The 21,786-nt window shown below is 61.5% G+C and carries 25 protein-coding genes; 7 read left to right on the forward strand and 18 right to left on the reverse strand.

The annotated features are described in order from the left end of the window. Window positions 1-77: 77 nt before the first annotated feature. Genes MCUHO_RS05755 through MCUHO_RS05770 form a run of 4 tightly spaced genes read left to right on the forward strand, consistent with a single transcriptional unit; the run spans window position 78 to window position 2,946 of the window. Window positions 78-623: a pyruvate ferredoxin oxidoreductase subunit gamma gene (locus MCUHO_RS05755; protein WP_067075045.1), complete on the forward strand. Its 546-nt coding sequence runs from the start codon at window positions 78-80 to the stop codon at window positions 621-623. Beyond that, window positions 623-883 (forward strand): 4Fe-4S binding protein, encoded by a 261-nt coding sequence (locus MCUHO_RS05760; protein WP_067075048.1) that lies wholly within the window; start codon window positions 623-625, stop codon window positions 881-883. Before MCUHO_RS05755 ends, MCUHO_RS05760 begins: the two co-directional genes overlap by 1 nt. Then, window positions 883-2,037, forward strand: a complete 1,155-nt coding sequence (porA, locus tag MCUHO_RS05765) for a pyruvate synthase subunit PorA (protein ID WP_067075051.1) — start codon at window positions 883-885, stop codon at window positions 2,035-2,037. Before MCUHO_RS05760 ends, porA begins: the two co-directional genes overlap by 1 nt. Then, window positions 2,038-2,946, forward strand: coding sequence for a thiamine pyrophosphate-dependent enzyme (locus MCUHO_RS05770; protein ID WP_067075054.1), 909 nt, complete (start codon window positions 2,038-2,040; stop codon window positions 2,944-2,946). On the opposite strand, the gene MCUHO_RS05775 is transcribed toward MCUHO_RS05770, so the two are convergent. From MCUHO_RS05775 to MCUHO_RS05845, 15 genes are all read right to left on the reverse strand, one after another. Next, window positions 2,921-3,496 (reverse strand): LysE family translocator, encoded by a 576-nt coding sequence (locus MCUHO_RS05775; RefSeq protein WP_067075059.1) that lies wholly within the window; start codon window positions 3,494-3,496, stop codon window positions 2,921-2,923. The two genes, MCUHO_RS05770 and MCUHO_RS05775, sit on opposite strands and share 26 nt — an antisense overlap. Next, on the reverse strand, window positions 3,493-4,107 hold the full coding sequence (locus MCUHO_RS05780; protein WP_235808180.1) for a DUF5803 family protein: 615 nt from the start codon (window positions 4,105-4,107) through the stop codon (window positions 3,493-3,495). Before MCUHO_RS05780 ends, MCUHO_RS05775 begins: the two co-directional genes overlap by 4 nt. Further along, window positions 4,047-5,252, reverse strand: a complete 1,206-nt coding sequence (thrC, locus tag MCUHO_RS05785; protein ID WP_067075062.1) for a threonine synthase — start codon at window positions 5,250-5,252, stop codon at window positions 4,047-4,049. Before thrC ends, MCUHO_RS05780 begins: the two co-directional genes overlap by 61 nt. A gap of 61 nt (window positions 5,253-5,313) precedes the next feature. Continuing rightward, the gene (locus MCUHO_RS05790; protein WP_067075066.1) at window positions 5,314-6,060 is read right to left on the reverse strand and encodes a metal-dependent hydrolase; all 747 of its coding nucleotides are present in this window, start codon (window positions 6,058-6,060) and stop codon (window positions 5,314-5,316) included. A 9-nt stretch (window positions 6,061-6,069) separates the two neighbouring features. Next, complete coding sequence (locus MCUHO_RS05795; RefSeq protein WP_067075070.1) at window positions 6,070-6,867, reverse strand: nitrilase-related carbon-nitrogen hydrolase; 798 nt, start codon at window positions 6,865-6,867, stop codon at window positions 6,070-6,072. Then, on the reverse strand, window positions 6,864-7,070 hold the full coding sequence (locus MCUHO_RS05800) for a hypothetical protein (protein WP_067075073.1): 207 nt from the start codon (window positions 7,068-7,070) through the stop codon (window positions 6,864-6,866). Before MCUHO_RS05800 ends, MCUHO_RS05795 begins: the two co-directional genes overlap by 4 nt. Then, window positions 7,067-7,738: a MarC family protein gene (locus tag MCUHO_RS05805; RefSeq protein ID WP_067075076.1), complete on the reverse strand. Its 672-nt coding sequence runs from the start codon at window positions 7,736-7,738 to the stop codon at window positions 7,067-7,069. The genes MCUHO_RS05800 and MCUHO_RS05805 overlap by 4 nt, the downstream gene beginning before the upstream one ends. Window positions 7,739-8,683: 945 nt before the next feature. Continuing rightward, window positions 8,684-9,133, reverse strand: a complete 450-nt coding sequence (gene ndk, locus MCUHO_RS05810; RefSeq protein WP_067076155.1) for a nucleoside-diphosphate kinase — start codon at window positions 9,131-9,133, stop codon at window positions 8,684-8,686. Window positions 9,134-9,138: 5 nt separating this feature from the next. Further along, window positions 9,139-9,330 carry a 50S ribosomal protein L24e gene (locus tag MCUHO_RS05815; RefSeq protein WP_067075080.1) on the reverse strand — a complete coding sequence of 64 codons (192 nt, stop codon included), beginning with the start codon at window positions 9,328-9,330 and terminating at the stop codon, window positions 9,139-9,141. Window positions 9,331-9,332: 2 nt separating this feature from the next. After that, entirely contained in the window at window positions 9,333-9,542 is a 210-nt protein-coding gene (locus tag MCUHO_RS05820) for a 30S ribosomal protein S28e (RefSeq protein ID WP_011843564.1), read from the reverse strand. Between the two features lie 8 nt (window positions 9,543-9,550). Continuing rightward, on the reverse strand, window positions 9,551-9,919 hold the full coding sequence (gene rpl7ae, locus MCUHO_RS05825) for a 50S ribosomal protein L7Ae (RefSeq protein WP_067075083.1): 369 nt from the start codon (window positions 9,917-9,919) through the stop codon (window positions 9,551-9,553). A 182-nt stretch (window positions 9,920-10,101) separates the two neighbouring features. Further along, on the reverse strand, window positions 10,102-12,102 hold the full coding sequence (locus MCUHO_RS05830; RefSeq protein WP_235808181.1) for a DUF2298 domain-containing protein: 2,001 nt from the start codon (window positions 12,100-12,102) through the stop codon (window positions 10,102-10,104). Beyond that, a complete protein-coding gene (locus tag MCUHO_RS05835; RefSeq protein WP_067075086.1) occupies window positions 12,092-13,072 on the reverse strand; it encodes a lysylphosphatidylglycerol synthase transmembrane domain-containing protein in 981 nt (326 codons plus the stop codon). Before MCUHO_RS05835 ends, MCUHO_RS05830 begins: the two co-directional genes overlap by 11 nt. After that, window positions 13,056-13,775 (reverse strand): dolichyl-phosphate beta-glucosyltransferase, encoded by a 720-nt coding sequence (locus MCUHO_RS05840; RefSeq protein ID WP_067075091.1) that lies wholly within the window; start codon window positions 13,773-13,775, stop codon window positions 13,056-13,058. The genes MCUHO_RS05835 and MCUHO_RS05840 overlap by 17 nt, the downstream gene beginning before the upstream one ends. Then, a complete protein-coding gene (locus MCUHO_RS05845; RefSeq protein ID WP_067075105.1) occupies window positions 13,768-15,000 on the reverse strand; it encodes an NAD(P)/FAD-dependent oxidoreductase in 1,233 nt (410 codons plus the stop codon). Before MCUHO_RS05845 ends, MCUHO_RS05840 begins: the two co-directional genes overlap by 8 nt. Before the next feature lie 113 nt (window positions 15,001-15,113). On the opposite strand from MCUHO_RS05845, the gene MCUHO_RS05850 reads away from it, so the two are divergent. Together MCUHO_RS05850 and MCUHO_RS05855 are read left to right on the forward strand one after the other, a co-directional pair. Beyond that, window positions 15,114-16,280: a tubulin/FtsZ family protein gene (locus MCUHO_RS05850; RefSeq protein WP_067075108.1), complete on the forward strand. Its 1,167-nt coding sequence runs from the start codon at window positions 15,114-15,116 to the stop codon at window positions 16,278-16,280. Window positions 16,281-16,289: 9 nt separating this feature from the next. After that, window positions 16,290-17,375: a hypothetical protein gene (locus MCUHO_RS05855; protein WP_067075112.1), complete on the forward strand. Its 1,086-nt coding sequence runs from the start codon at window positions 16,290-16,292 to the stop codon at window positions 17,373-17,375. 569 nt (window positions 17,376-17,944) lie between these two features. On the opposite strand, the gene MCUHO_RS05860 is transcribed toward MCUHO_RS05855, so the two are convergent. The 3 genes from MCUHO_RS05860 to tuf are packed head-to-tail and all read right to left on the reverse strand — an operon-like array spanning window position 17,945 to window position 21,263. Next, window positions 17,945-19,633, reverse strand: coding sequence for a flippase activity-associated protein Agl23 (locus MCUHO_RS05860; protein WP_067075116.1), 1,689 nt, complete (start codon window positions 19,631-19,633; stop codon window positions 17,945-17,947). A gap of 12 nt (window positions 19,634-19,645) precedes the next feature. After that, complete coding sequence (gene rpsJ / locus MCUHO_RS05865) at window positions 19,646-19,954, reverse strand: 30S ribosomal protein S10 (RefSeq protein ID WP_011843573.1); 309 nt, start codon at window positions 19,952-19,954, stop codon at window positions 19,646-19,648. Window positions 19,955-19,985: 31 nt separating this feature from the next. Continuing rightward, window positions 19,986-21,263: a translation elongation factor EF-1 subunit alpha gene (gene tuf / locus MCUHO_RS05870; RefSeq protein WP_067075119.1), complete on the reverse strand. Its 1,278-nt coding sequence runs from the start codon at window positions 21,261-21,263 to the stop codon at window positions 19,986-19,988. A gap of 177 nt (window positions 21,264-21,440) precedes the next feature. Here tuf and MCUHO_RS05875 point away from each other — a divergent pair, with 177 nt between their 5' ends. Then, window positions 21,441-21,743, forward strand: coding sequence for a hypothetical protein (locus MCUHO_RS05875; RefSeq protein ID WP_067075122.1), 303 nt, complete (start codon window positions 21,441-21,443; stop codon window positions 21,741-21,743). Window positions 21,744-21,786 lie beyond the last annotated feature (43 nt).

Here is a 21,786-nt window from a genome sequence, read left to right on the forward strand (position 1 = left end):
CGTTCACGGCTCCGGCGCGGCCTGTTGGTGCCGGGTATTTATATTATTAATCATTAAGATTTAAAGGGGGTTTTTGTTTGAGAGAGTTACGCATTCACGGCAGGGGTGGTCAGGGTTCTGTGACCGCCGCCGAACTCATTGCTTACGCAGCATTCGAGGGCGGTGTCTTTTCCCAGGCATTCCCGGCCTTTGGTGTGGAACGCCGGGGCGCCCCGGTTCAGGCGTTCGTCCGGTTCAGCGACGAGAAGGTACGGCTGCGCAGCCAGATCTACGAACCCGATTACATCATCGTGCAGGATCCTACCCTGATCGGTGACGTCGACGTCTTCAACGGTATGAAAGCGGGTGGGATCGCTATCGTCAACACCGAGAAGTCCGACTTCGATTCCGGTGTTCCGGAGGGCGTGAAGGTCTACACCATCGATGCGACCACCATCGCGCTCGAAGAACTCGGTGTGCCCATCACCAATACAACCCTGATGGGCGCGTTCGCCGCAGCCACTGGAGAGATCGAGCTTGAACCGCTCGAGCACGCGCTGCGGAGCCGGTTCTCCGGGAGCATGGCCGACAAGAACGTCAGGGCCGCGGAACGCGCGTACAACCTGATCGGAGGTGCCGCATAATGGCGCTGCGAGTCGGCTGCGTCGCGGCTCCGGGTAGAGCGCTTGAGAACAAGACGGGTGGCTGGCGGGTCTTCAAACCGGTCTTCGATCCCGAGAACTGCACGAAATGCGGGATGTGTGCCATGGTATGTCCTGAAGGCTGCGTCCGCGAGACTGAGGAGGGCACGTTCGAGCCCGATCTCGACTACTGCAAGGGCTGCGGGATCTGCGTGGAGATCTGCCCGAAGAAAGGCATCAGGATGGAGAAGGAGGAGAAATAATGCTGGAATTTATGGAAGGATCGCATGCGGTGGCCGAGATCGTAAAGCGTTGCCGCCCGCAGGTGATCGCAGCCTATCCCATCACGCCGCAGACGCACATCGTCGAAGACCTTGCCCAGATGGTGGCGAACTGCGAGATCGATGCCGAGTACATCACGGTCGAGAGTGAGTTCTCGGCCCTTTCCGCCTGCCTCGGTGCGAGTGCGGCGGGTTCCCGGGTCTATTCGGCGACGACGTCTCAGGGTCTTGCCCTGATGTTCGAGGTCTGCTTCAACGCGGCGGGGATGCGCCAGCCGATCGTGATGACGATCGCGAACCGGTCTCTCGGCGCGCCGCTCTCGATCTGGAACGACCAGCAGGACTCGATATCGCTGCGCGACTCCGGGTGGCTGCAGTTCTACGCCGAGGACAACCAGGAGACCGCCGATCTCCATATGATCGCTTACAAGGTCTGTGAAGACCACGATATTCTCCTCCCGGCGTTTGTCTGCTTCGACGGTTTCATCCTCACGCACACCTTCGAGCCGGTCGCTCTTCCCACCCAGGAAGAGGTGGACGCCTATCTGCCGGCCTTCAACCCCTACCAGCGGCTGGACGCGGAAAACCCGTTGAGTTTTGGGATGTACGCGACGCCCGAGTACTACATGGAGTTCCGGTACGAGGTCGACCAGGCGATGCAGCGTGCCAAACAGGCATTCGTAAAAGCAGGGCGTGAGTTCGGAGAGCAGTTCGGCAGGGACTACTCCGCGCTCGTCGAAGGCTACCGCCTCGAGAACGCCGATATCGCGCTTGTCGCCATGGGCTCCATCTGCGGCACCGTAAAGGACGCCATCGACGAGATGCGCGAGAACGGCCGGAAGGTCGGGCTCTTAAAGATCCGGGCCTACCGGCCGTTCCCTGCCCGGGAGATCGCGGATGCCCTGAAGGGCGTCTCGACGGTCGCGGTGCTCGACAAGAACATCTCGCTCGGCAACGGCGGAGCGGTCGGCACTGAGGTGAAGTCGGCGCTCTATGGCTCCGGTATATCTGTATACGACTACATCATTGCCCTCGGCGGGCGCGACGTTCGGAAGAAGGACATCGCCGCGGTCGTCGATCTCGCCGAGAAAGGGAAAGGAGACATGTTCTATGGACTACGGACGGAGGTGCTCTGAATGGCTGAAGTAGAGGGAGGATGCGAACTCTTCTCGGCCGGACACCGGGCGTGCGGCGGGTGCGGTCCGGCGCTTGCGGCCCGGCTCCTCCTCAAGGCGACCGGAAAGAACGTCATCATCGCTGCCGCTACGGGGTGTATGGAGGTCTTCTCCACGCCCTACCCGGAGACGGCCTGGGGCGTCCCCTGGATCCACTCGCTCTTCGAGAATCCTGCAGCGGTTGCCTCCGGCATCGAGGCGTCGTTAAAGAGGCAGGGACGGACGGAGAAGGTCGTCTGCATCGGCGGCGACGGGTCGACGCTCGATATCGGGGTGCTCTGCATCAGCGGCGCCTTCGAGCGCGGCCACGACATCACCTACATCTGCTACGACAACGAGGCCTACATGAACACGGGCATCCAGCGGTCGGGTGCGACGCCCTACGGCGCGAGCACCACGACGAGCCCGGCCGGGTCGTGTTCGCTCGGCAATCCGCGTCCGAAGAAGGACATGCCCGCGATCCTCGCGGCTCACGGTGCGCCCTACGTCGCAACCGCCTCGATCGCCTACCCAAACGACTTCGTCCAGAAGGTCGAGCGGGCGATCAACACCCCCGGCCCCTGCTATATCCAGGTACATACACCCTGCTGCACGGGGTGGGGCTTTGAGTCCGGCGAGACGCTTAACATGGCCAAACTCGCCATCGAGACAGGTCTCTGGGTGAACTACGAGATGGTCGACGGCCGGGTCGAGAAGGCGAAGAAGGTGAGTCGGAAGCCCGTCGAGGAGTATCTCCAGAAGCAGAAGCGTTTCCGGCATCTCTTCAAGCCCGCCCGCCGGGACGACGTGATCGCGCAGATCCAGGGGATCGCCGACGCAAACGCCGAGCGGTTCGGGATCGACATCAAGCGAAAAGAATCGTCAGAATAAAGTACAGCCCGAAGAGGATCATGGCGAGTCCGCTCGCCTGCACCACTTTTTTGTAATGGGGGCCGAGAACGTTCGCTCCCCGCGAGACTGCAAAGGCAAGGAGCCCGAGCCAGACGATATCCGCGCCGATATGCCCGACGTAGAACTCGACGAACGCCGGATGGAGCGCGAGAAACCCGACGCCGAACGTGAGCCACCAGACCCACCAGTAGGGGTTGCCGAGCGTGCATGCGAGCCCGAAGGCAACCGGCGTCTTCGTCTCCCCGGCCGTGGGGACGGCCTCTCCCGCACGGAGGAACTGCATCGTGCCGAGTGCGACGAGGACGCCCGAGCCGAGAAGGGCGATGAGGTCGATATGCGGAACGTCGCGCACGCCGAAGGCTATGGCCGCGACCATGATGGCCTCGGGTATCCCGTGCCCCGCGACCAGCCCCGCGACGAATCGCCCGGGCTGCCGCCCGCCAAGACCGAGAACCGAGGCGGTCATGGGGCCGGGCGAGGCGGCCCCGGAGAACCCGATCAGGAACGATGCGGCGACGATCTCGATCATTCGCCTTCCTTCCTCCGCGAGATGAGAAGGGGAAGGATCAGGACGGCCGCGACCGCGATCCATATGGTGCCGAAGGTGGTGAGCAGGATCTCGCGCTCCGGCGTGTAGAAGCGAACTTCCACGAGATTTATCCGGTCCCAGGCGACCTCCGTGGTCCCGTTCGACCCGGTGGAGATCACGGCGCCGGGGCTGACCATGCCGATGAGCGGGTTCCTGACGTCGAAGCCCCCGGGCAGGGCGACGGTTACGGCGTGCGGCGTATCGAAGGCCGCAACAAGGTGGTTATCCCTCACGGGAGCCCGGTAGGTGATCGTGTAGTTACCCTCCGGGAAGGTGATGACGCCTCTTCCCGCATCCTGGTACTCGACCGGGCCCGAAGGATCGAGCACCTCGAGGTTCTCGACCTGGAGCGGAACCCGCTCACCGAGCATCCCCGGCGTCCAGAAGGCGTGCTCGCTCCCCGAGACGGTGATCGAGGCGTCGTAGGCGGTGCCGTCGGGGAGCACCCGGACGACGGCCTCCTGTGCCGCCGCCGGAGCGGAGATCAGGATCAGCGCAAGGCAGAGAGCAGCGAAGGCAGATCCGCGTCGATCTCGGTGGGGGGCTCGCATTGTCGTACCACTGTTTCGGGATCTTTCAAGAGATGACCGGTCACCACGCAGACGATCCGCTCATCCTTATCGATCAGGCCGAGTTCGGCAAGTTTCCGTATTCCGGCGACCGAGGCTGCCGAGGCGGGTTCGACCCCGATCCCCTCTTTCCTCGCGAGATCGCGCTGCATGGCAAGGATCTCCTCGTCGGTTACGGATGCCGCCGTCCCGCCCGTCGCGCGGATCGCGACGAGCGCCTTCTCCGCATTCACCGGGGCGCCGATCCGTATCGCGGTCGCAACCGTCTCGGGCGCGGACTCCGGCACCAGCACCTCGAGGTTCTGCTCAATCGCCTTCACCACGGGTGCGGAGCCGGCAGCCTGGATGCCGGTCATCATCGGCAGCCGGTCGATGAACCCGAGCGTTTCGAGTTCCCGGAGCCCTTTGTAGACTGCGGAGATGTTGCCCGCGTTCCCGACCGGGAGAACCATCCGGTCGGGCACCTCGCCGCCGAGCTGGTCGATCGCCTCGAACCCGATCGTCTTCTGCCCCTCCAGCCGGTAGGGGTTGACCGAGTTCAAGAGGTAGAGGCCGTGGCTGATGCAGAGCTCGTGTACCATCTCGAGCGCCCGATCAAAGTTGCCGCGGATGGAGATGACCCGGGCGCCGTGCATCAGCGCCTGGGCAATCTTCCCGAGAGCGACCTTTCCCGCGGGCAGGAGGACGACACACGGAATCCCGCCCTTTGCCGCGTAGGCGGCCAGGCTTGCGGAGGTGTTCCCGGTGCTCGCGCAGGCGACCGTCGTCATCCCGAGTTCGCGGGCCATGCTGACGCCCACGGTCATGCCGCGGTCCTTGAACGAACCGGTCGGGTTCATCCCCTCGTGCTTTGCATAGAGTTCGGGGAGGCCCAGTTCTTTGCCGATCTTCTTTAAGTGGTAGAGCGGGGTGCCTCCTTCCTGGAGAGAGACCGGTTCGCCCCGAACCGGGAGGAGTTCGCGGTAGCGCCAGACGGAGAGGGGGCGCCGGTTCCATTCGTCACGTGAGACGTCGATGCCGTCAAGGTCGTATTCGACGGTCAGCAGATGCCCGCAGCGGTTGCATGTATAGATGATCTGGTCCGGTGAGTAGGTTGCACCACAATGAACGCAGACGAGACGGTACATAGAGAATCGTTGATCGCGCGGATACGTATAGATATGCTATCGAGTTCCAGGAAAGTTCGGATTACCGCCGCCGCCGCTCGGGCCGGACGCGGGAGACGAGCATGAAGAGCAGCCAGAGGGCGGGGGCTGCGACGAGCACGAGTGATCCGAGTCCCTCGACCGGGATGGCGGTCACGAACGGCGCGACGGCCATCCCGGCCGCCGCTATGACGAGCACGATGGAGAACGCTGCAGGACGCACCTCGAAGAGTCCCTGGCTCCGGACACGGCCGGCCACTCGCCGCCGGGAGAAGGGATAGAGCCAGGCAACCCCGGCCGGGGTGCAGGTGTCCTCCATGAGGTGGAGGATGCATCCTGCAAAGAATGCGCACCCGAAAGCTGGAAGGAGCGCGAGGGAACTCCCGAGCCAGGTGAGGATGAGTGCCAGGTAACCGGAGAGGACGAGGGCGGTCAGCCCGACACCCGGGAACGAATGGAGCAGTCCGCGGTGCCTGTGCCGGTAACTCTTCCGGAGGAGCAGCATGAAGACGAGGGAGAGCGGGTAGTAAATGAGATACCTGATGGTATAGCCGAAGATCGGAAGGACCACGGCAAAACCGTTTACGACCTGGCCTCTCTTCCCTTTCGCGCCGGCAATTCGTCCATTGAATATCGCCGCATCGACGGCATCGGCGTCCGGGGCAAGCGATCCGACGAAGACGCCGAAGAAAAGGACGGCGATCACGGACGGGTCGATGACGGTGGCCCAGGGAGCGATAAGGAGTGCTGTCGTGGCGAGACTGAGCGATGCATGCTGGTCACCCCGCATGGGAAATCTCTACAGTTTGGAGAGCAGTTCGTGATAAAGGTCACTTCTGCGGTCTGAAAGTGAAGGAAGTGCAGATTGTGCCTCATGAACCGCTACAGGATCGACTTCGACGATGAAGGCCTCTTCTCCTGCCTCGCACCGGCCGATGATGGTGCCGTCCGGATCGGCGGCAAGCGACCCCCCGCAGCAGGGCGCGCCCGGCCGGCCGGCCGTGTTGATCCCGGCCACGTAGTACCGGTTCTCGAGAGCCCGTGCGGGGAGCAGGGTCTCCCAGTGAGAGAGCCGGGAGCAGGGCCATGCCGCCGGTACCAGCATGCACTCCACGCCGGCTATGGCGTAGATCCGGAAGAGTTCCGGGAACCGCAGATCGTAGCAGACGGCAATCCCGAACTTCGTTCCGTCGACGGTGAATGTGGCTATCCGGTCGCCTGCAGTGTAGTATCGATCCTCCCCCTCGGGGGAGAAGAGGTGGATCTTCGCGTAGGCGGCGAGGAGTTCCCCGTCGTTATCGAGCACCACGACGGTGTTTTTCGGGAGGCGCCCCTCCCCCGCTTCGACGATCGACCCTGTGACCGCAATCCCGCTCTCCCTGGCTATCCGCGCAAACGCGGCGGTGAGCGGGCCGTCCAGGGGTTCGCCGGAGCCCGGCGGGATCTTCGGCGACCATCCGGTCACGAACTGCTCAGGAAAACAGATGAGCGACGCTCCTGCCGCCGCGGCATCCGCGGCCATCCTGCCGGCCGCATCGAGCCTCTCGGCAGGGCCACCGTGCCCTCCGGCAGCCTGCGCAAGCGTTATCCTCGTCATTCTTGAGACGGGCTTATCTCCCGGCCCCTGCAGGAGAAGATGAGCATGGCGGCGCCGATGACGACGAGCACGGCGAGCGCCACCATGACGTATGGGGCGAACGGGATAACGACAGCGAACATCTGCGCCGCGATCAGGATCCCGCCTGCAATGATGCAGGTGCTGACCAGGGCGGCTCCGGGAAGGGTAAGGTCGTGTGTCATGCAATACCTCCGGTGAGTATGGGGAAGGCGGTTCTGATGCCGATGAGGATGAACTGGACTGCGATCGCGATGAGGAGCATCCCCATCAGCCGGTTGGCGGCGCGGTACTCCCGCTGGCCGATGCGCCGGACGATGATGTCGGCGTTCTGCATCATGTAGTAGGTGATCCCGATGGCCGTAACGGCGGCGAGCGGCACGATGGCGATTGCGGCGACGTTCATGTCCATCGCCTCATTCATGCCCATCGCCTGGTTCATCAGCACGACTGCAGAGGTGATGGCGCCCGGCCCCGTGATCATCGGGATTGCGAGCGGCATGACGGCTATGTCGTCCGTGTCCTGCCCTTCGTACTTCTCGGTGGCCGTCATCTTCGTCCGGGAAGTCTTCGCGTAGACCATGTCCATGCCTATGCCGAAGAGAAGGAGCCCGCCTGCGATGCGGAATGCCTCGATGGAGATGCCGAAGAGTTGCAGGATCCAGCCGCCTGCAAAGGTGAAGAGCAGCAGGATGACCAGGGCAAACCGGCTTGCGTCACGTGCCACCTTGAGTTTTGCCTCCTGATCCATCGTGCCGGTGAGGGAGACGAAGATCAGGGTGGCTGCAAGCGGATTCACTACGATAAGGATCGAAGAGAAACTCAGCAGCGCAAAACTCAGGAGATCTGCCATTTATACTCAGGTATGCAGTAGGTTCGATATTAGCACTTGTGGTTTGGGGGGTGGATGGGCGATCCGTTGCTCCGGAAATCGTCTTTTGTGAAGAATGTTTCCGCCGAAGGGGGCCGAAGGTGCCGGGTTATTCCCATGCGGGAGCTTTTCGTGGTTCGGGAGGTTTGGGGTGTGGGGGGAGGCGGTTAATCTTCAGCGGCCACAACGAGGAAGAAGCTCGGCGCAGTGGATTGTGGGGAATACGCATCCCTGGTGCTCGAACTCCGTTTCTTCGCACCTTCGGTGCTCACCCTCCGGTGCTAACGAACCGTCGCGCTTCGGAGCGTCGCACCTTCGGCCTATCGCACTCCGCACCGTTCGGTGCTCAAACTCCTGCTGTTCCAGCAGTCGTTCCCCGCACCGAACGGTGCATCAGTTCCGTTCCTCCGGAACGTCGCCGGTCCAAGACCTTCAGTCTTCTCCTGCTCCTGCCCTTCGGCCAGTCACATATCGCCACGCACTGCCCGCCCCCCCAGGGGGGCGGGAGGAGCGCGAAGCGCGGGCGGTGGGGGGGTGAAGAGAATCACAGGGCAATTTTTGAGCGGTGGAGACAGGGGAGGGGGCGTGCCCCCTCCCCGTCAGCCCCACCCCCAATGGCGATATCCCCTTGAAATCCGTGCCAGATGCAACCAAAGAAAATCGTCAGGTGCGCAGTCCTCACGGTCCACTGCACGGGGTCTTTCCTCGCATTGACCACTTTGTCGCAACTCACCCCAAAAATCTTCCCTATATAGTGATTATCGGCGCAAATCCCTTTGTGTCATACACAAATCCACTAGCCCGGCGCTGTGCGAGCAAAGGTCCGGCCTACATCTTTCATCCCGGGCGAAAAATCCCCACGCACCGCTACGCCACAAAAACTCAAGAAAAAGAATCGGTTCCGCCGGAATCCGGCGGTTCCGCCGTTCACTCGTAGAGAACGGGCTCGTCGATACGGGAGTAATCGGTCAGTTCGCCCGCTGCGAAGTGGATGCCGAGTTCGCGGGCGGCGCTCTCGGGGGAGTCGGATGCGTGGATCACGTTCCGCCCGATATCGAGCGCGAAGTCACCGCGGATAGAACCCGGTGCAGCCTCCGCGGGGTTGGTGGCGCCGACCATTCTGCGGACGACCGCGGCGGCACCCTTCCCCTCCCAGGCCATCAGGAAGCAGGGCCCGCTCATGATGTAGGCCTTCAGGCCCGGGAAGAAGGGCTTCTCCAGGTGTTCCCGGTACTGCTCGATAACCCGCTCCTCGGGGAGGAGTTCGAGTTTTGCCCCGACGAGTTTGAGGCCCTTTGCCTCGAACCGGGAGACGATCTCCCCGACGAGTCCGCGCTGGACGCCGTCGGGCTTGACCATCACGAAGGTGCGGTCCATGCCGGTCACTCTTTACCGCGGGCTTTCCGTCCGGCCGCAGTCCACTCGACGCGGCGCGGCACCCGGCCGAGCCTGTAGTTGTTCTGGCACTTGGTGCTGCAGAAGTAGAGGATGGTTCCGTCCTTCTTGACGAACATCTTTCCTGTTCCGGGCTCCAGAGCCTCTCCACAGAAATTACAGACGTACTTGTCGACCATGGTTACCGCCTCGAGAGTTTCTTGGCCTCACGTTCGGTCTCGAGCAGCGAAAGGATGTCTCCCTCCCTGATCGGGCCCACCGTGTTGCGGGTGATGATCCGCCCCTTGTTCGGGCCGTCGAGAACCCGGCACTTGACCTGCTGGGCTTCGCCATGCATCCCGGTCATGCCGATGATCTCGATAACTTCTGCGGGCGTTCCGTCGTTTGCCATAATCTACCTCACTCTCTCAGTGCAGCAATCTGCTTCGCGATCTCTTCGATGAGGTCCTTTGCCTTGCCGGACTTGACGATCGCGGCGGCTGCCGAACCGACCTCGAGGCCGCTTGCGGAGCCGATGTCGTTCTGCTTGCTGATGTAGACGAACGGGATCTGCTTCTCATCGCAGAGCGGCGGCAGATGCATCACAATTTCTTCTGGCTCAACGTCCGAACCGATGAGAACCAGCTGGGCAATGTTGCGCTCGACTGCTTTTGTTGCCTCGTTGGACCCCTTCTTCACCTTGCCGGTATCTCTTGCGATCTCAAGGGCTTCAAGGGCCTTATTCTGGATCTCTTCCGGAATCTCGAATTTTACGTATGCCTTTGCCATAACTCACCTCTTTCAGGGGCAGCCCTCTGCTGCTCCGTCATCATTCATCAGTAGCGTAGCTGATCGAATGCGCTCTATTATGTCATTAAGAGGAGTGATAAATGTTTGTCATTCTACCCCCTTTTCGGGGGTAGGGTTCCCTCTTTTTCGTGCTGCCCCGCATGGACGTCGTCGCAGACGGTTTATGCGGGGATCCGATAGATCTGGACCCCCTGTGCATCATAGATGAGTTCGAGCGCATCCGTCGGGATCGAGACGGCATAGCGTTCGCGCTCTGCCGCACCCACGTAGAGCAGGGTGGCGTTGTATGCCCGCGCAAGGTCGACGGTCCGGTCGGGCTGCTCATAGATTGCCCGCACATCGGCGCTCCGCTCGCTGATGCGCCCTTCATCGCCCCGCCACATGTACTCGTGGAAGGGCATCCCGATCACGGCCGGGATTCCGGTGAACGACGAGACCCTTGAATAGTAGGTGTAGTCGCCGCCCTCCGCCTCGACGATGACGTGGTCGCCGGGGAGGGTCCGGAGGAACGCGATCGCCGCCGCGTCAGAGGGATTCGAGCCTTCGAGGTATGCCGCCCCGTCGAGGGTGTGGCTCCCGTAGCCGAAGTCGACGTTGATCGCGAAGGGCGCGATGAGGAGCAGCACCGCGACCAGGACCGGGAGCGCCTTCTCCGCCCTATCCGGGATCTGCCGGTCGATCCCGGCGCCCCGGAGCCATTCCCCGATGACGGCGAGGCTCGCCGTCCCCATCAGGAACCATGCCGGGAGGTAGAACTTGAAGACCGTGTTCATCCGGAAGTAAGTTTCTCCCATGTTATCCACGAGGTAAATGAGCTCGGTGACGAGGATGATCGCAAGCCCGAGCATCGCAAGCGTTTCGACTGCCGTAAAACGGCGGCGGGCGAGAAGGTAGACCAGCGGAACGGCGGCGATGGCCGCGGCCGGGTAGCCGGCGAGCACGAACGGCACCGCGGCGAGCAGGAGGTAGGGGCGTCTCCGGATATCCGGTGCGCAGTACGCGATCAGCACCGCGAGGAAGAACCCGTGAACCAGCAGGAACTCCACCGGTGCGGAGGGTGTGGGGACGATTGCGACTCCCGCGACGCCGGGGCTGTTGAGCTGCAGGTAGAATGGGAGGTAGGTCAGGATCGCGAGCGGTGGCACCGCTGCAAGCACCATCCAGGAGTTCAGGCTGTCCAACCGAAGATTTCCGTAGCGCCACCATATCAGGAGGCCGAAGGCCAGCGTGACCGGGGCGTAGACCAGCACGTCCCAGGAGTTGAACCCGGGCATCGACCCGAGGGAGAGGGCGGCAAGCCCACAGAGGAGTGCCCGCCCCCGCATGGAGAGTGTCCCCCACCGCATGTAGGCGAAGACCAGGAGAAAGAGCAGGAACCCCTGGTTGAAGAAACTCATAACGTGCGGGTGCACGTCGCCCCAGAGCATCGAAAAGATGGGATACTCGTTGATGGTGTTCTCGATCGTCCGGGTGCTCCCCCAGAGGACGTCGAACCAGGCATCCCCTATCAGGATGTGGTAGATGGCGGAGGGGTTCGGGAGGAAGAGTGCAACCACCGGGAGCCACCGGTAACGATCGAGGAGGAGGTGCCCGAGAGCGTAGAGTGAGACGACGGCAAGACCGAGCACCGTCGGGAGTGCAAGGTTGAAGGCGATCGTCGAAGGCACGCCGGATACGAGCCCGAGCACCCCATCCATCCAGTAGCCGAGGTAGTAGTAGACGTCCAGCGTCCCCCCTGCATACCAGGGATCGAGCGGCGGGACGGTGGGCACCCGCATGATCGAGGCGAGGATCGCGTGATCCATGAACTTCTCGGCGTAGGAGATGCTCGGGTTGATCCAGCGCACCTCGAGCATGAAGAGGAAGGGAAGCAGGAAGGCGAGGTCCCAGGTGAGCGCGGCCTGTAGCCGCTCCCTCGTGAAGAACCGGCGCGACCCCGCATACGCTACTCCGGCCACAAACGGCAGGAGGCCGAGCACGATTGGGAGTCCTGTCAGTCCCAGGTACCACGTACCGAGCGTGAAGAGGAGAATTGATGCCGGGTATGCCGCGGCTGCCGAGAGGTTGTCGAGGGTGCGGTCGAGCGCCGGCCAGACGGCGAGTTGAAGCATCTTGACGACGAGAAGCCAGAGCAGCACGGGAACGATGAACTCAACCGCCAAACGTATCCTCCTTCTCGATCTCCCTGTTGAATGCTCTCTTCAGGAGGCTCATCGACCAGTCGCCGAAGTAGTAGATCGACCCGACGCCCCCGACGAGCGTGACCAGGTTCTTGATCAGGTGGTCGATGACCGCTATCAGCGTTGCCGTGACCGCCGGGGTTCCCGCGAGCCCGAACGTCAGCGCGAGCGCGAGCTCGTAGGTTCCCACCCCTCCCGGAGTGATCGGAACGGCCTTGACGAGGTTGCCGATGACGATCGCGAGGACGACGATGCCGAACGGCACCGGCGCCTGGAACATCAAGACGACCGCGTAGCAGACCAGCACGTCGACGAGCCAGATCAGGAGCGATGACCCGCTGAGCACACCGAGAGCCCGGGGGTTGAGGGAGGCCCGCTTCACCTCATCAAGCATCCTCTGGATGGCGGCGACGATCCGGTTCCCCGACTCCATCCTGCCCGACCAGAGCAGCACGGCGAAGAAGACGGCCCCTGCGGCGAGGGGGACGACGATGACCGTGATGAACCAGTCGGGGACGTCGAGAACCGCGAGGACGAACGGGAGCGCGACGGCACCGAGTATCGCGATCATCAGGATGTCGAAGACACGCTCGACGACGAGGGAAGAGAACCCCTGCGAGTAGGTGGCGTCGTCCTCGTGCTTTAAGATCAGCATCCGCACGAAATCACCGAGGCGCGCGGGGACGATGAGGTTCGCCGTCTGGGAGATGAATATGCAGGCGGTCGAGAACCAGAGGCTCTTTCTGACGTCGAGCCCCTCCAGGATGAACCGGTACCGGTACCCCCGGAGAACCCAGGCAACAACGCAGATCCCGACGGCGGCAAAGAGGAAGGGTATTACGGCGTGCTCGAGCGTCAGCAGGAGTTCGTCCCATACGCGGTAGAGCATGTAGGCGACGATTCCGACCGCGATCAGGGTGGGGATGACGACCGCGCTAACTTTTTTCCACATGGAGCCGCCACCAGAGACGAAGAATCGCCGATCCCATCTCAACTACGTCGTTCCTCCGTACCGTCGTTCCCTCTCCCTGCCGCCATTGCACGGGGAACTCCCGTATCCGGTAACCGTTCTTCTGCGCCCGAACCAGCACCTCGGTGTCCCAGAACCAGTGATCTGCAGTCACCGACGGGATCAGGGAGAGGAGGCGGTCGCGCCGGAACGCCTTGAACCCGCATTGGTGATCGCAGAGCGAACTCCCGAGGATCGTCCTGACAAGCGTATTATAACCGCGACTCGCGATCTCCCGCCCGCCGCTCCGTACAATAACGCTCGCGGGGAGGAGGCGGGAGCCCGTTGCAATGTCGTGGCCGTCGCGGATGGCGTCGATCAGTTCGGGGAGATACTGCATGTCGGTCGCGAGATCCACGTCGTAGTAGCAGACGATCGATCCCAGTGCCCCGGAAAACGCGCGGTTGAGCGCCCGCCCTCGCCCGAGCCGCTCGTCGGAATGGAGCAGGCGGACACGGGGGTCTTTGGCCTCGCACTCCCTGACGAACTCGGTGCTCCCGTCGGTGCTCCCATCCTCGGCGACGATCAGTTCGAACCTCCCCGGTGCGATCGCCTCGAGTGTCTCGAGCGACCGCGGTATCGCGGTCTTGAGGGCTGAAAGATCGTTGTAGACCGGAAGGACGGCACTCACCTCGACCTCACGCATCCGGATACCTCGCGAGAACCCTCTTCGCCACTTCCTGCCCGGCGACGACCGAACCGTTCATGCTCCGCTCCGGGTAGTTCGGGGGGCTGAACATCCCGGCGAGGAAGAGTCCGTGCTCTTCGTAGTCGGGCAGCCGGTTCCGGAGCCCCGTCGTGTAGACCGGGCCGGCGTACGGGTCGACCGCGAGCCGATGCCAGTGCACCTCGTCCTCGCTGACGGAGAACCGCCGGCAGAAGTCCCTGAGCATCGACTGCTCGAATCCTTCCGGGAGCCTGCCGCTGAAGTAGGATGCAAGGTAGACGATATGCTCGCCGTACCACGCGAACGGAGCGAAGTTGGTGTGCGAGACCACCGCACCGTAAGGAGCCGCATCTTTCATATTCAACCAGTAGATCCCGTCGGTCACGTCCCGATCGAGTGCGAGGGTCATGCAGGCGGCGCCCTGGTAGGGTATCCGGACGATATCGAGACCGGCAAGGTCTGCGGTCACCTGCGGGGGGAGCGTCGATATGACACAGTCATAGGCCTCTCCGTTGACGAGCCAGCCGCTGCCCTCCCGCCGGATCTCCTCGACGGGAGTCTCCGGCAGGATCGAGGCGCCCCGTCGCGCCGTCTCTTCCTCGAGCCGCGCGACGAAGGGCCGGAAACCCCCTTTCAGGTAGCCCAGGCGCTCGCCCCCGGCACCCCGGTCGGATCGGATGGCGATGCGGGATATGAGCCAGGCGGCGGAAACCTCGCCGGCGCGGTCGCCGAACTTGCTTTTCAAGAGCGGCTCGAAGAACGAGGAGTAAACCCCGGAACCGAGGTTGTCGAGGATGAAGTCCTTCGCGGTGATCCCGTCAAGCGCCGAGACGTCGAACCGGCGGGAGCGCAGGGTCAGCAGGCCGAGGCGGGCCTTTTCCATGAACGTGAGATGGGGGTAGCGCAGGATCTCGGTCGGAGCAGTGAGCGGGTGGATGATTCCGTCGACATAGTAGCCGGTGGACCCTCGAAGCCAGACCAGCCGATCGGCCACCTGCAGCGTATCGAAGAGGTTAAGCAGGGCGGTATCTCCGGCAAAACAATGGTGGTAATACTCCTCGATCCAGTAATCGCCGATCCGGTACGAACCGAGGCAGCCGCCCGGAACCGGCCTTCGCTCGAAGAGATCTACCTGGTGTGTCCCGGCGAGTTCGAGCGCCGAGACCAGACCGGACAGACCTCCCCCCACAACGCAGATCTTCATTACTACCCCTACGTCTGAAAATTATAAGAACACTTTTGGGTTATAATGTATGTATGGTCTTTATACATAAGCGTGGATATAATTAATTAGTCAATATGAGGGTGTGAAGCTGAATGAGGGTCTTCTTCATAGGATTCGGTCAAGCTGGGGGCAAAATTGTCGATATGTTCATTGAACAGGACAAACGAATGCAGACCCAGAGTTTCAGGGGAATCGCTGTAAATACAGCGCGTACCGACCTGATGGGACTGAAGAACATCGAGCTCAAAGACCGGCTCCTGATCGGCCAGACCGTGGTGAAAGGCCATGGGGTCGGGACCGACAACGTGACCGGTGCACGGGTGACCGCCGACGAGATTGATGCCATCATCAACGCCGTCGATTCGCGTGGTACACACGATATCGATGCATTCGTCATCATCGCCGGCCTCGGTGGCGGAACCGGCTCTGGGGGTTCGCCGGTGCTCGCCCGCCACTTAAAGCGTATCTACCGGGAACCGGTCTATGCGATCGGCATCCTGCCTGCCCCCGAGGAAGGCCGGCTCTATTCGTATAATGCAGCGCGTTCCCTGAGCACCCTGGTGAACGAGGCTGACAATACCTTCATCTTCGATAACAGTGCCTGGAAGAATGAGGGAGAAAGCGTCAAGGACGCGTATAACCGGCTGAACGACGAGATCGTCCGCCGGTTCGGCGTACTTTTCCGTGCCGGCGAGGTCGGCAAGGCGGGTGTCGGCGAGATGGTCGTTGACTCGAGCGAGGTCATCAACACTCTCCGGGGTGGCGGCATCAGCACTGTCGGGTATGCCATCAGCGAGAAGATCAGTCCGCGCACGAAACAGAACCAGGGGCTCCTCTCCGGTCTGGTGCGCAAAAAGGAGAAGACCGAGGAGGTGCTGACCGGCGAGGACAAGTCGGCGAAGATCATCGCCCTCGTCAGGCGTGCCATGCTCGGACGTCTCACCCTGCCGTGCGACTACTCGACGGCCGAGCGCGGTCTCGTCCTTCTCGCGGGCCCACCTGATGAGATGGACCGGAAGGGCGTTGAGAAGTCGAAGAGCTGGGTGGAGGAGAACATCGCCGGCGTCGAGGTGCGTGGTGGTGATTACCCGGTGCAGAGCGACTACATCGCTGCGGTGGTGGTTCTTGCGACGATCGGGAACGCTCCCCGGATCACCGAACTTCTTGAGATTGCCAAGTCCACGAAGGAAGATGTCCTTAAGTCGAAGGAAAAGCGCTCAACCATGTTCGACGACGGCATAGAGCCGTTGTTTGAGTGAGGAGACGTTATGAAGGGAAACATCAGCAGATGGCTTATTCTCCTGCTGGCACTGGTCTGTGTCGTGCAGGCAGTAGCGGCGTTCGACGTCAAGACCGAGAAGGTTGATCCCGCGAGCGGTGCTCTCGAACCCGGTCAGCAGGTGACCGCGCGTTACGTGCTCACCTACAATATGGTCACCTCCGGTGGCAACGACGAGACGTTCGAGTTCAGCACCGGACTGCAGAACCCCGTCTGGGACTTCATCGTCTACCGCGACGGGGTCGCCATCTATACCACCAGAAAGACCGGGTACTACCCGATCCTGACGGAGTTCGAGATCGATTACGGCGACGAGGAGATCGAGCTGGATGCGCAGTTGCGCGGCATCGTCCCCTCGAGCGCGAGCACAAAGGTTCTGGTGACCAAGATCGAGCATCTGCGGGGCGACGATGTGAAGGACACCCACTCCGTGAGCCGTGACGTCGTGAATTCGGCTCAGGTCGAGGGTTCCCTTGCCGCCCAGCAGCAGCGCCTCAAAGACCTGAAGGCCGATATCGACGAAAAATCCGCAGAGGGCGTGGATGTCTCTGCAGTCCAGGCCGAGTACAACGCCGCGAGCCAGGCGCTCACCAGTGCTGCGTCTGCAGGTCCGTCACAGGCGGCGAGTTACATCGCTACCGCGAAGAAAGACATAGACGAGGGAATTGCGCTCCTCGATAAGGCGTGGGCCGAGAAGGCGGTCGCCGACACCGGTGCGGCGATCGAGTCTCTCGACGGGATGATCACCTACTTCGTCGAGAACCGTTCCATGAGTGCCGATCCGCAGGTGGTCGCCATCATGACCAAGCGCGAGAGCGCCGTCCAGTTCTACTCCCAGGCACAGGACAACCTGAACGGCAAGAACTATCCGCTGGCGCGCTCGAAGGCCGGAGACGGCCTGAGTAAGGCGAACGAGGCTCTTGGTGATGCAAACGCTCTCCGGGAGAGGATAGGCGAGGGGTTCAGCCTTGGAGGTGACCTCCTCCTCTACATCGGCGTCGGGATTGTCATCGTCCTCGTTGTCGCGGGTATCGTGATGTACCGGAAGAAGACCGGGTGGGACGAACTCGGATAACCCTGACACCCACCCTCTTTTCGCACCCCCGGTTTCCCGATTTTTACCCGATTCATCTGAACGATGCCTAGATGTTCTGGTTGATCTCTGACGAGCATTCTTCTGGAACGGATCACTGGCGTCTGCCTCCTTGTTCCACAAACTTCGGTTCTGGCGAGTATCTGGTGCTTGAGAAGGCCCGGTAGTCTGTTCATTCTGGCGCCGGTCAGATGAGGTCTCTGGCAGTGCTGCAAGGTGCGACAGGCCTGAGCCCCAGGTTCGAGCGCCGCCGGGACGGGATGTTTGAGAAACTGCCGGGTTGGGAAGGAAGGTCGATGGTTAGCCTTCGGGGGCTTCCTTAGAACTTTAGCGAAGTAATGAGACCGTGGTTCTTGAAAATAAGTTGTCGATAGCGGATGATCTTCGCGTCTGACAGCCTATGATAGTGACAAGAACTCACATGAATCGCGGAGAAGAGTGGAGAGTATCTCAGAATGAGCGCACCTGAAACTCACGCCCGCAGGGGCTGGGGATTGCACCACCATCATTGACGGTGCAGTTCTCAGGCTACCGGCGCCTTCCCGCGAGTCTCAGGCAGTCGTCCCTGTGGGAACCCTCGAGAAGACCTCGAGGTTCCTGCTCCCCATCTTCCCGTCCCGCAGGAAGTAATACTCGGGCAGCCTGTTCTTGTTCTCCTCGTAGGAGAACCAGTAGTTCAGCCGGTAGGTCTCCTTCACGTAGCCTTCGAGGGTCGGGTAGGTATCGGCGTCGTGGGTGATCACGAGATCGAAGTTTCCTCCGTATATCGTCGCTTCACTCACCTTCTCGCTGTAATACGCGAGTTTTGAGGCGCGATCGCCCCGGTAATACCAGGGGAGCGGCCAGTAGGAGTCGGTCGCGACCGCCACCTTATCCGCGGCATCGATCTTCGCGAAGACCTCCCGCAGGTCTTCGGAGTTCTGCACCTGCACGATGGGCTCGTTGATATCCGTCGGGGTGTACACGACGTGGAGCGTCATGACGATCAGGAAGACGCTTGCCATGACGGCGATGACCGCCTTCTTCGTGGTCATCAGATAGACCGCGACGAAGATCATGGGCAGGAGTTGGTGGAGGATCAGCCACGGCACCTTCTCGCCGAGGTAAGCGTAGACCGCAAGCGAGAGAAGCATCCAGAAGATGGCGAACCTCGCGAACTCCTTCTGCCGGTCGATCGGCAGGAGTTCTCCGCTGCCGGAGAGGATCTCGCGAAGCCGGTCTTTGAAGCCCGATCTCCGTCCGACGGGCGGGGCTTCAATCTCTTGAGCCTCCTCAGTCTCTGCCTCTGCCTCGGTCTCTTCTCCTTCGCCGGGACTCTCCGTGCTCCCCGCCCGTCGCCCCTTCCAGCGGGAGATTATACCGGGGATATCGACGAACTGCAGAACCCCGATCGCGGCGAGGATCAGGATCGGCACCTCGTAGAGGAGGAAGAGCAGGATATAGAAGTACGGCGGCCCACCGAGGCGCTGGGCCTGGTGCATCGACGTCCAGTGCTCGATTGCCCGGAGCCATCCGTCCATGAGCACCTCGGGGTGGGCGCCGAACGACGAGTAGAAGACCGCCATGATCCCGATCGTGACGAGGGCGCCGAGCACGAGATCGCGGATCCAGCGTCTCGGAAGCCTGACCTTTCTCGTCCAGATCAGGTAAAGGAGATATGCCCCGAAGATCAGGACGATGATCGGCATGTTCTCCTTCGCGGTCATCCCGAACCCGATCGCCGCTCCGGCAATGAGCGCATACTGCATCTTCTGCCGCTCGAAGTAGTAAAGGAGGGCGACGAGGAGCACCATCGTGAAGAAAGCGATGAATATGTCGTTTCGGAGAAACCGCGAGAAGTAGACCATATTCGGCGATACGGCGAGGAAGAGCGCCGCGACAATCGTCTGCTTCTTATCGAGATAGCCGAGCCGGTAGATTGGGTATACCAGGGGGACGAGCAGGGTGCCGAGCAGTGCCGGGAAGAGCCGGCCCACGAGATCGGAGTCTCCGAGCAGCGAGAATATCCCGGCTGTTACGTAGTAGAGGAACGGCCCGTGATACATGGGATCGTAGGTATACGTCCCCTCGGTCAGGAGCCGATAGGAGAACCACGCGTGAATAGCCTCGTCGTGGTGAAATAACTTTACGTCGAGCGAGTAAAAACGGAGGGCAATTGTGGCCAGAAATATGAGGAGAAAAAGCCCCTCGAATGAGAGTAACCGTTCACGGACTCCTGCCGCGAACACGGCGGCCTTCACGCCGCACTCACCTCAACTCTCCAGCACAATCTCAATGCCGATGTCTTTTGGAACCTGAATGCGCATCAACTGGCGCAGCGCACGCTCGTCGGCATCGATGTCGATGAGCCTCTTGTGCACGCGCATCTGCCAGCGATCCCAGGTCGCGGTACCTTCGCCGTCAGGGCTCTTCCTGGTGGGGACCACGAGTTTCTTCGTGGGCAGCGGGATAGGACCTGCCAGATTGACGCCGGTACGCTCTGCTATCTCTTTGATCCGGTCGCAGACCATCTCGATTTTTTCGAAGTCGGTTCCGGAAAGACGTATTCTGGCTTTCTGCATGTTTAACCACCAAAAAATTATAGGTACCTTCTTATCTCATCTGCTTGGGCGTAATGTCCATGCACACGCCGGCCGCAATGGTGGATCCCATATCACGGACAGCGAACCGCCCGAGCTGCGGGATCTCTTTGACCTTCTCGATGACCATGGGCTGGGTAGGCTTGATCTTGACGATTGCGGCATCGCCGGTCTTGAGGAACGTGGGGTTCTCTTCCTTGACCTGGCCGGTCCGCGGGTCGAGTTTCTTCATGAGCTCGACGAAGGTGCACGCGATCTGGGCGGTGTGGCAGTGGAAGACCGGGGTGTACCCGACGGTCAGGGCACTGGGGTGGTGGAGCACGACGACCTGTGCGATGAACTCGTCCGCAACGGTCGGCGGCACGTCGGAGGGACCGCAGACGTCGCCACGGCGGATGTCGCCCTTGCCGATGCCGCGGACGTTGAACCCGACGTTGTCGCCGGGGAGTGCCTGCGGGATCTCCTCGTGGTGCATCTCGATGGACTTGATCTCACCCTCTTTGTTCGCGGGCATGAAGCTGACCTTCATTCCCTTCTTCATGATGCCGGTCTCGACACGCCCGACGGGGACGGTTCCGATACCGGAGATGGAGTAGACGTCCTGGATGGGGAGACGCATGGGGAGGGTCGTGGGCTTCTCGGGTTCAGTGAGCGCGTTGAGTGCGTCGAGCACTGCGGGTCCCTTGTACCAGGGGGTGTTTGCGCTGGGCTTCGCGATGTTGTCGCCGACGAACGAGCTCATCGGGATGAAGCTGATGGAATCAGGCTTGTAGCCGACCATCTTGAGCAGCTGGGAGAGCTGTTCCTTGACCTCGTTGAAGCGCTTCTCGTCGTACTTGACGACGTCCATCTTGTTGACGCCGATGATCAGCTGGTTGATGCCGAGCGTACGGGAGAGGAAGACGTGCTCCTTGGTCTGCTCCATCACGCCGTCGGGTGCGGCGACGACCAGCAGCGCGGCGTCTGCCTGGGACGCGCCCGTGATCATGTTCTTGACGAAGTCACGGTGACCGGGGCAGTCCACGACGGTGAAGTAGAACTTGTCCGTGTCGAACCGCTTGTGGGCGATATCGATGGTGATACCACGCTCACGCTCTTCCTTGAGGCTGTCCATGACCCAGGCGAACTCAAACGAGCCCTTGCCCTTGGATTCGGCCTCTTTCCTGAACGACTCGATGATGTGCGGGGCTACGGCTCCCGTCTCAAAGAGCAACCGACCGACGGTGGTAGACTTCCCGTGGTCGATGTGTCCGATAACTGCTAAATTCATGTGGGGCTTCTCAGCTGCCATAGTTTGTATCCTCCACTCAATAGGCCTGTCAGCTCGAACAGCCTGCTTATGCGAGTATCTTATACGTATGACGTCTTACATATAAAGCATTTCCATGCGCGCCCGTAGCGCGCATCCTCCAGAAAACCCCGGCAATCGACAGAATCTTATTCTCCTGAAATCTACGTTCTTCGTACCATGAAGATACTTGAGTTTCACCGTGACGATGGAAGTGACCGGGTGAAGGTAGCATGCGCAGATCGCGAGGTCTCGGTTCACTCACATTGTGGTTACTGCAAGCACTGTGCGGGTGTCCGGGTGGGCAAGCGGACGATCCCGACACCGCAGCGCCAGGCTCTCTCCGGTGCCCGGCTGGGCGGCAACCCCGACGAGAATCTGCTCAACGCAGCCATGATGTTCAACACCCTCGTCCGTGACGGCACCGCTATCGAGTGCGAGGACGACGCGGGCGAAGGGTTCACTTCGATGTACGGCCGCTAGATCCCGGAACCGGTTCTTCACCGGGGCGGCTGCCGGCCTCGGG

Source organism: Methanoculleus horonobensis (genome assembly GCF_001602375.1).
In the GTDB taxonomy this organism is placed as follows: Archaea; Halobacteriota; Methanomicrobia; order Methanomicrobiales; family Methanoculleaceae; genus Methanoculleus; species Methanoculleus horonobensis.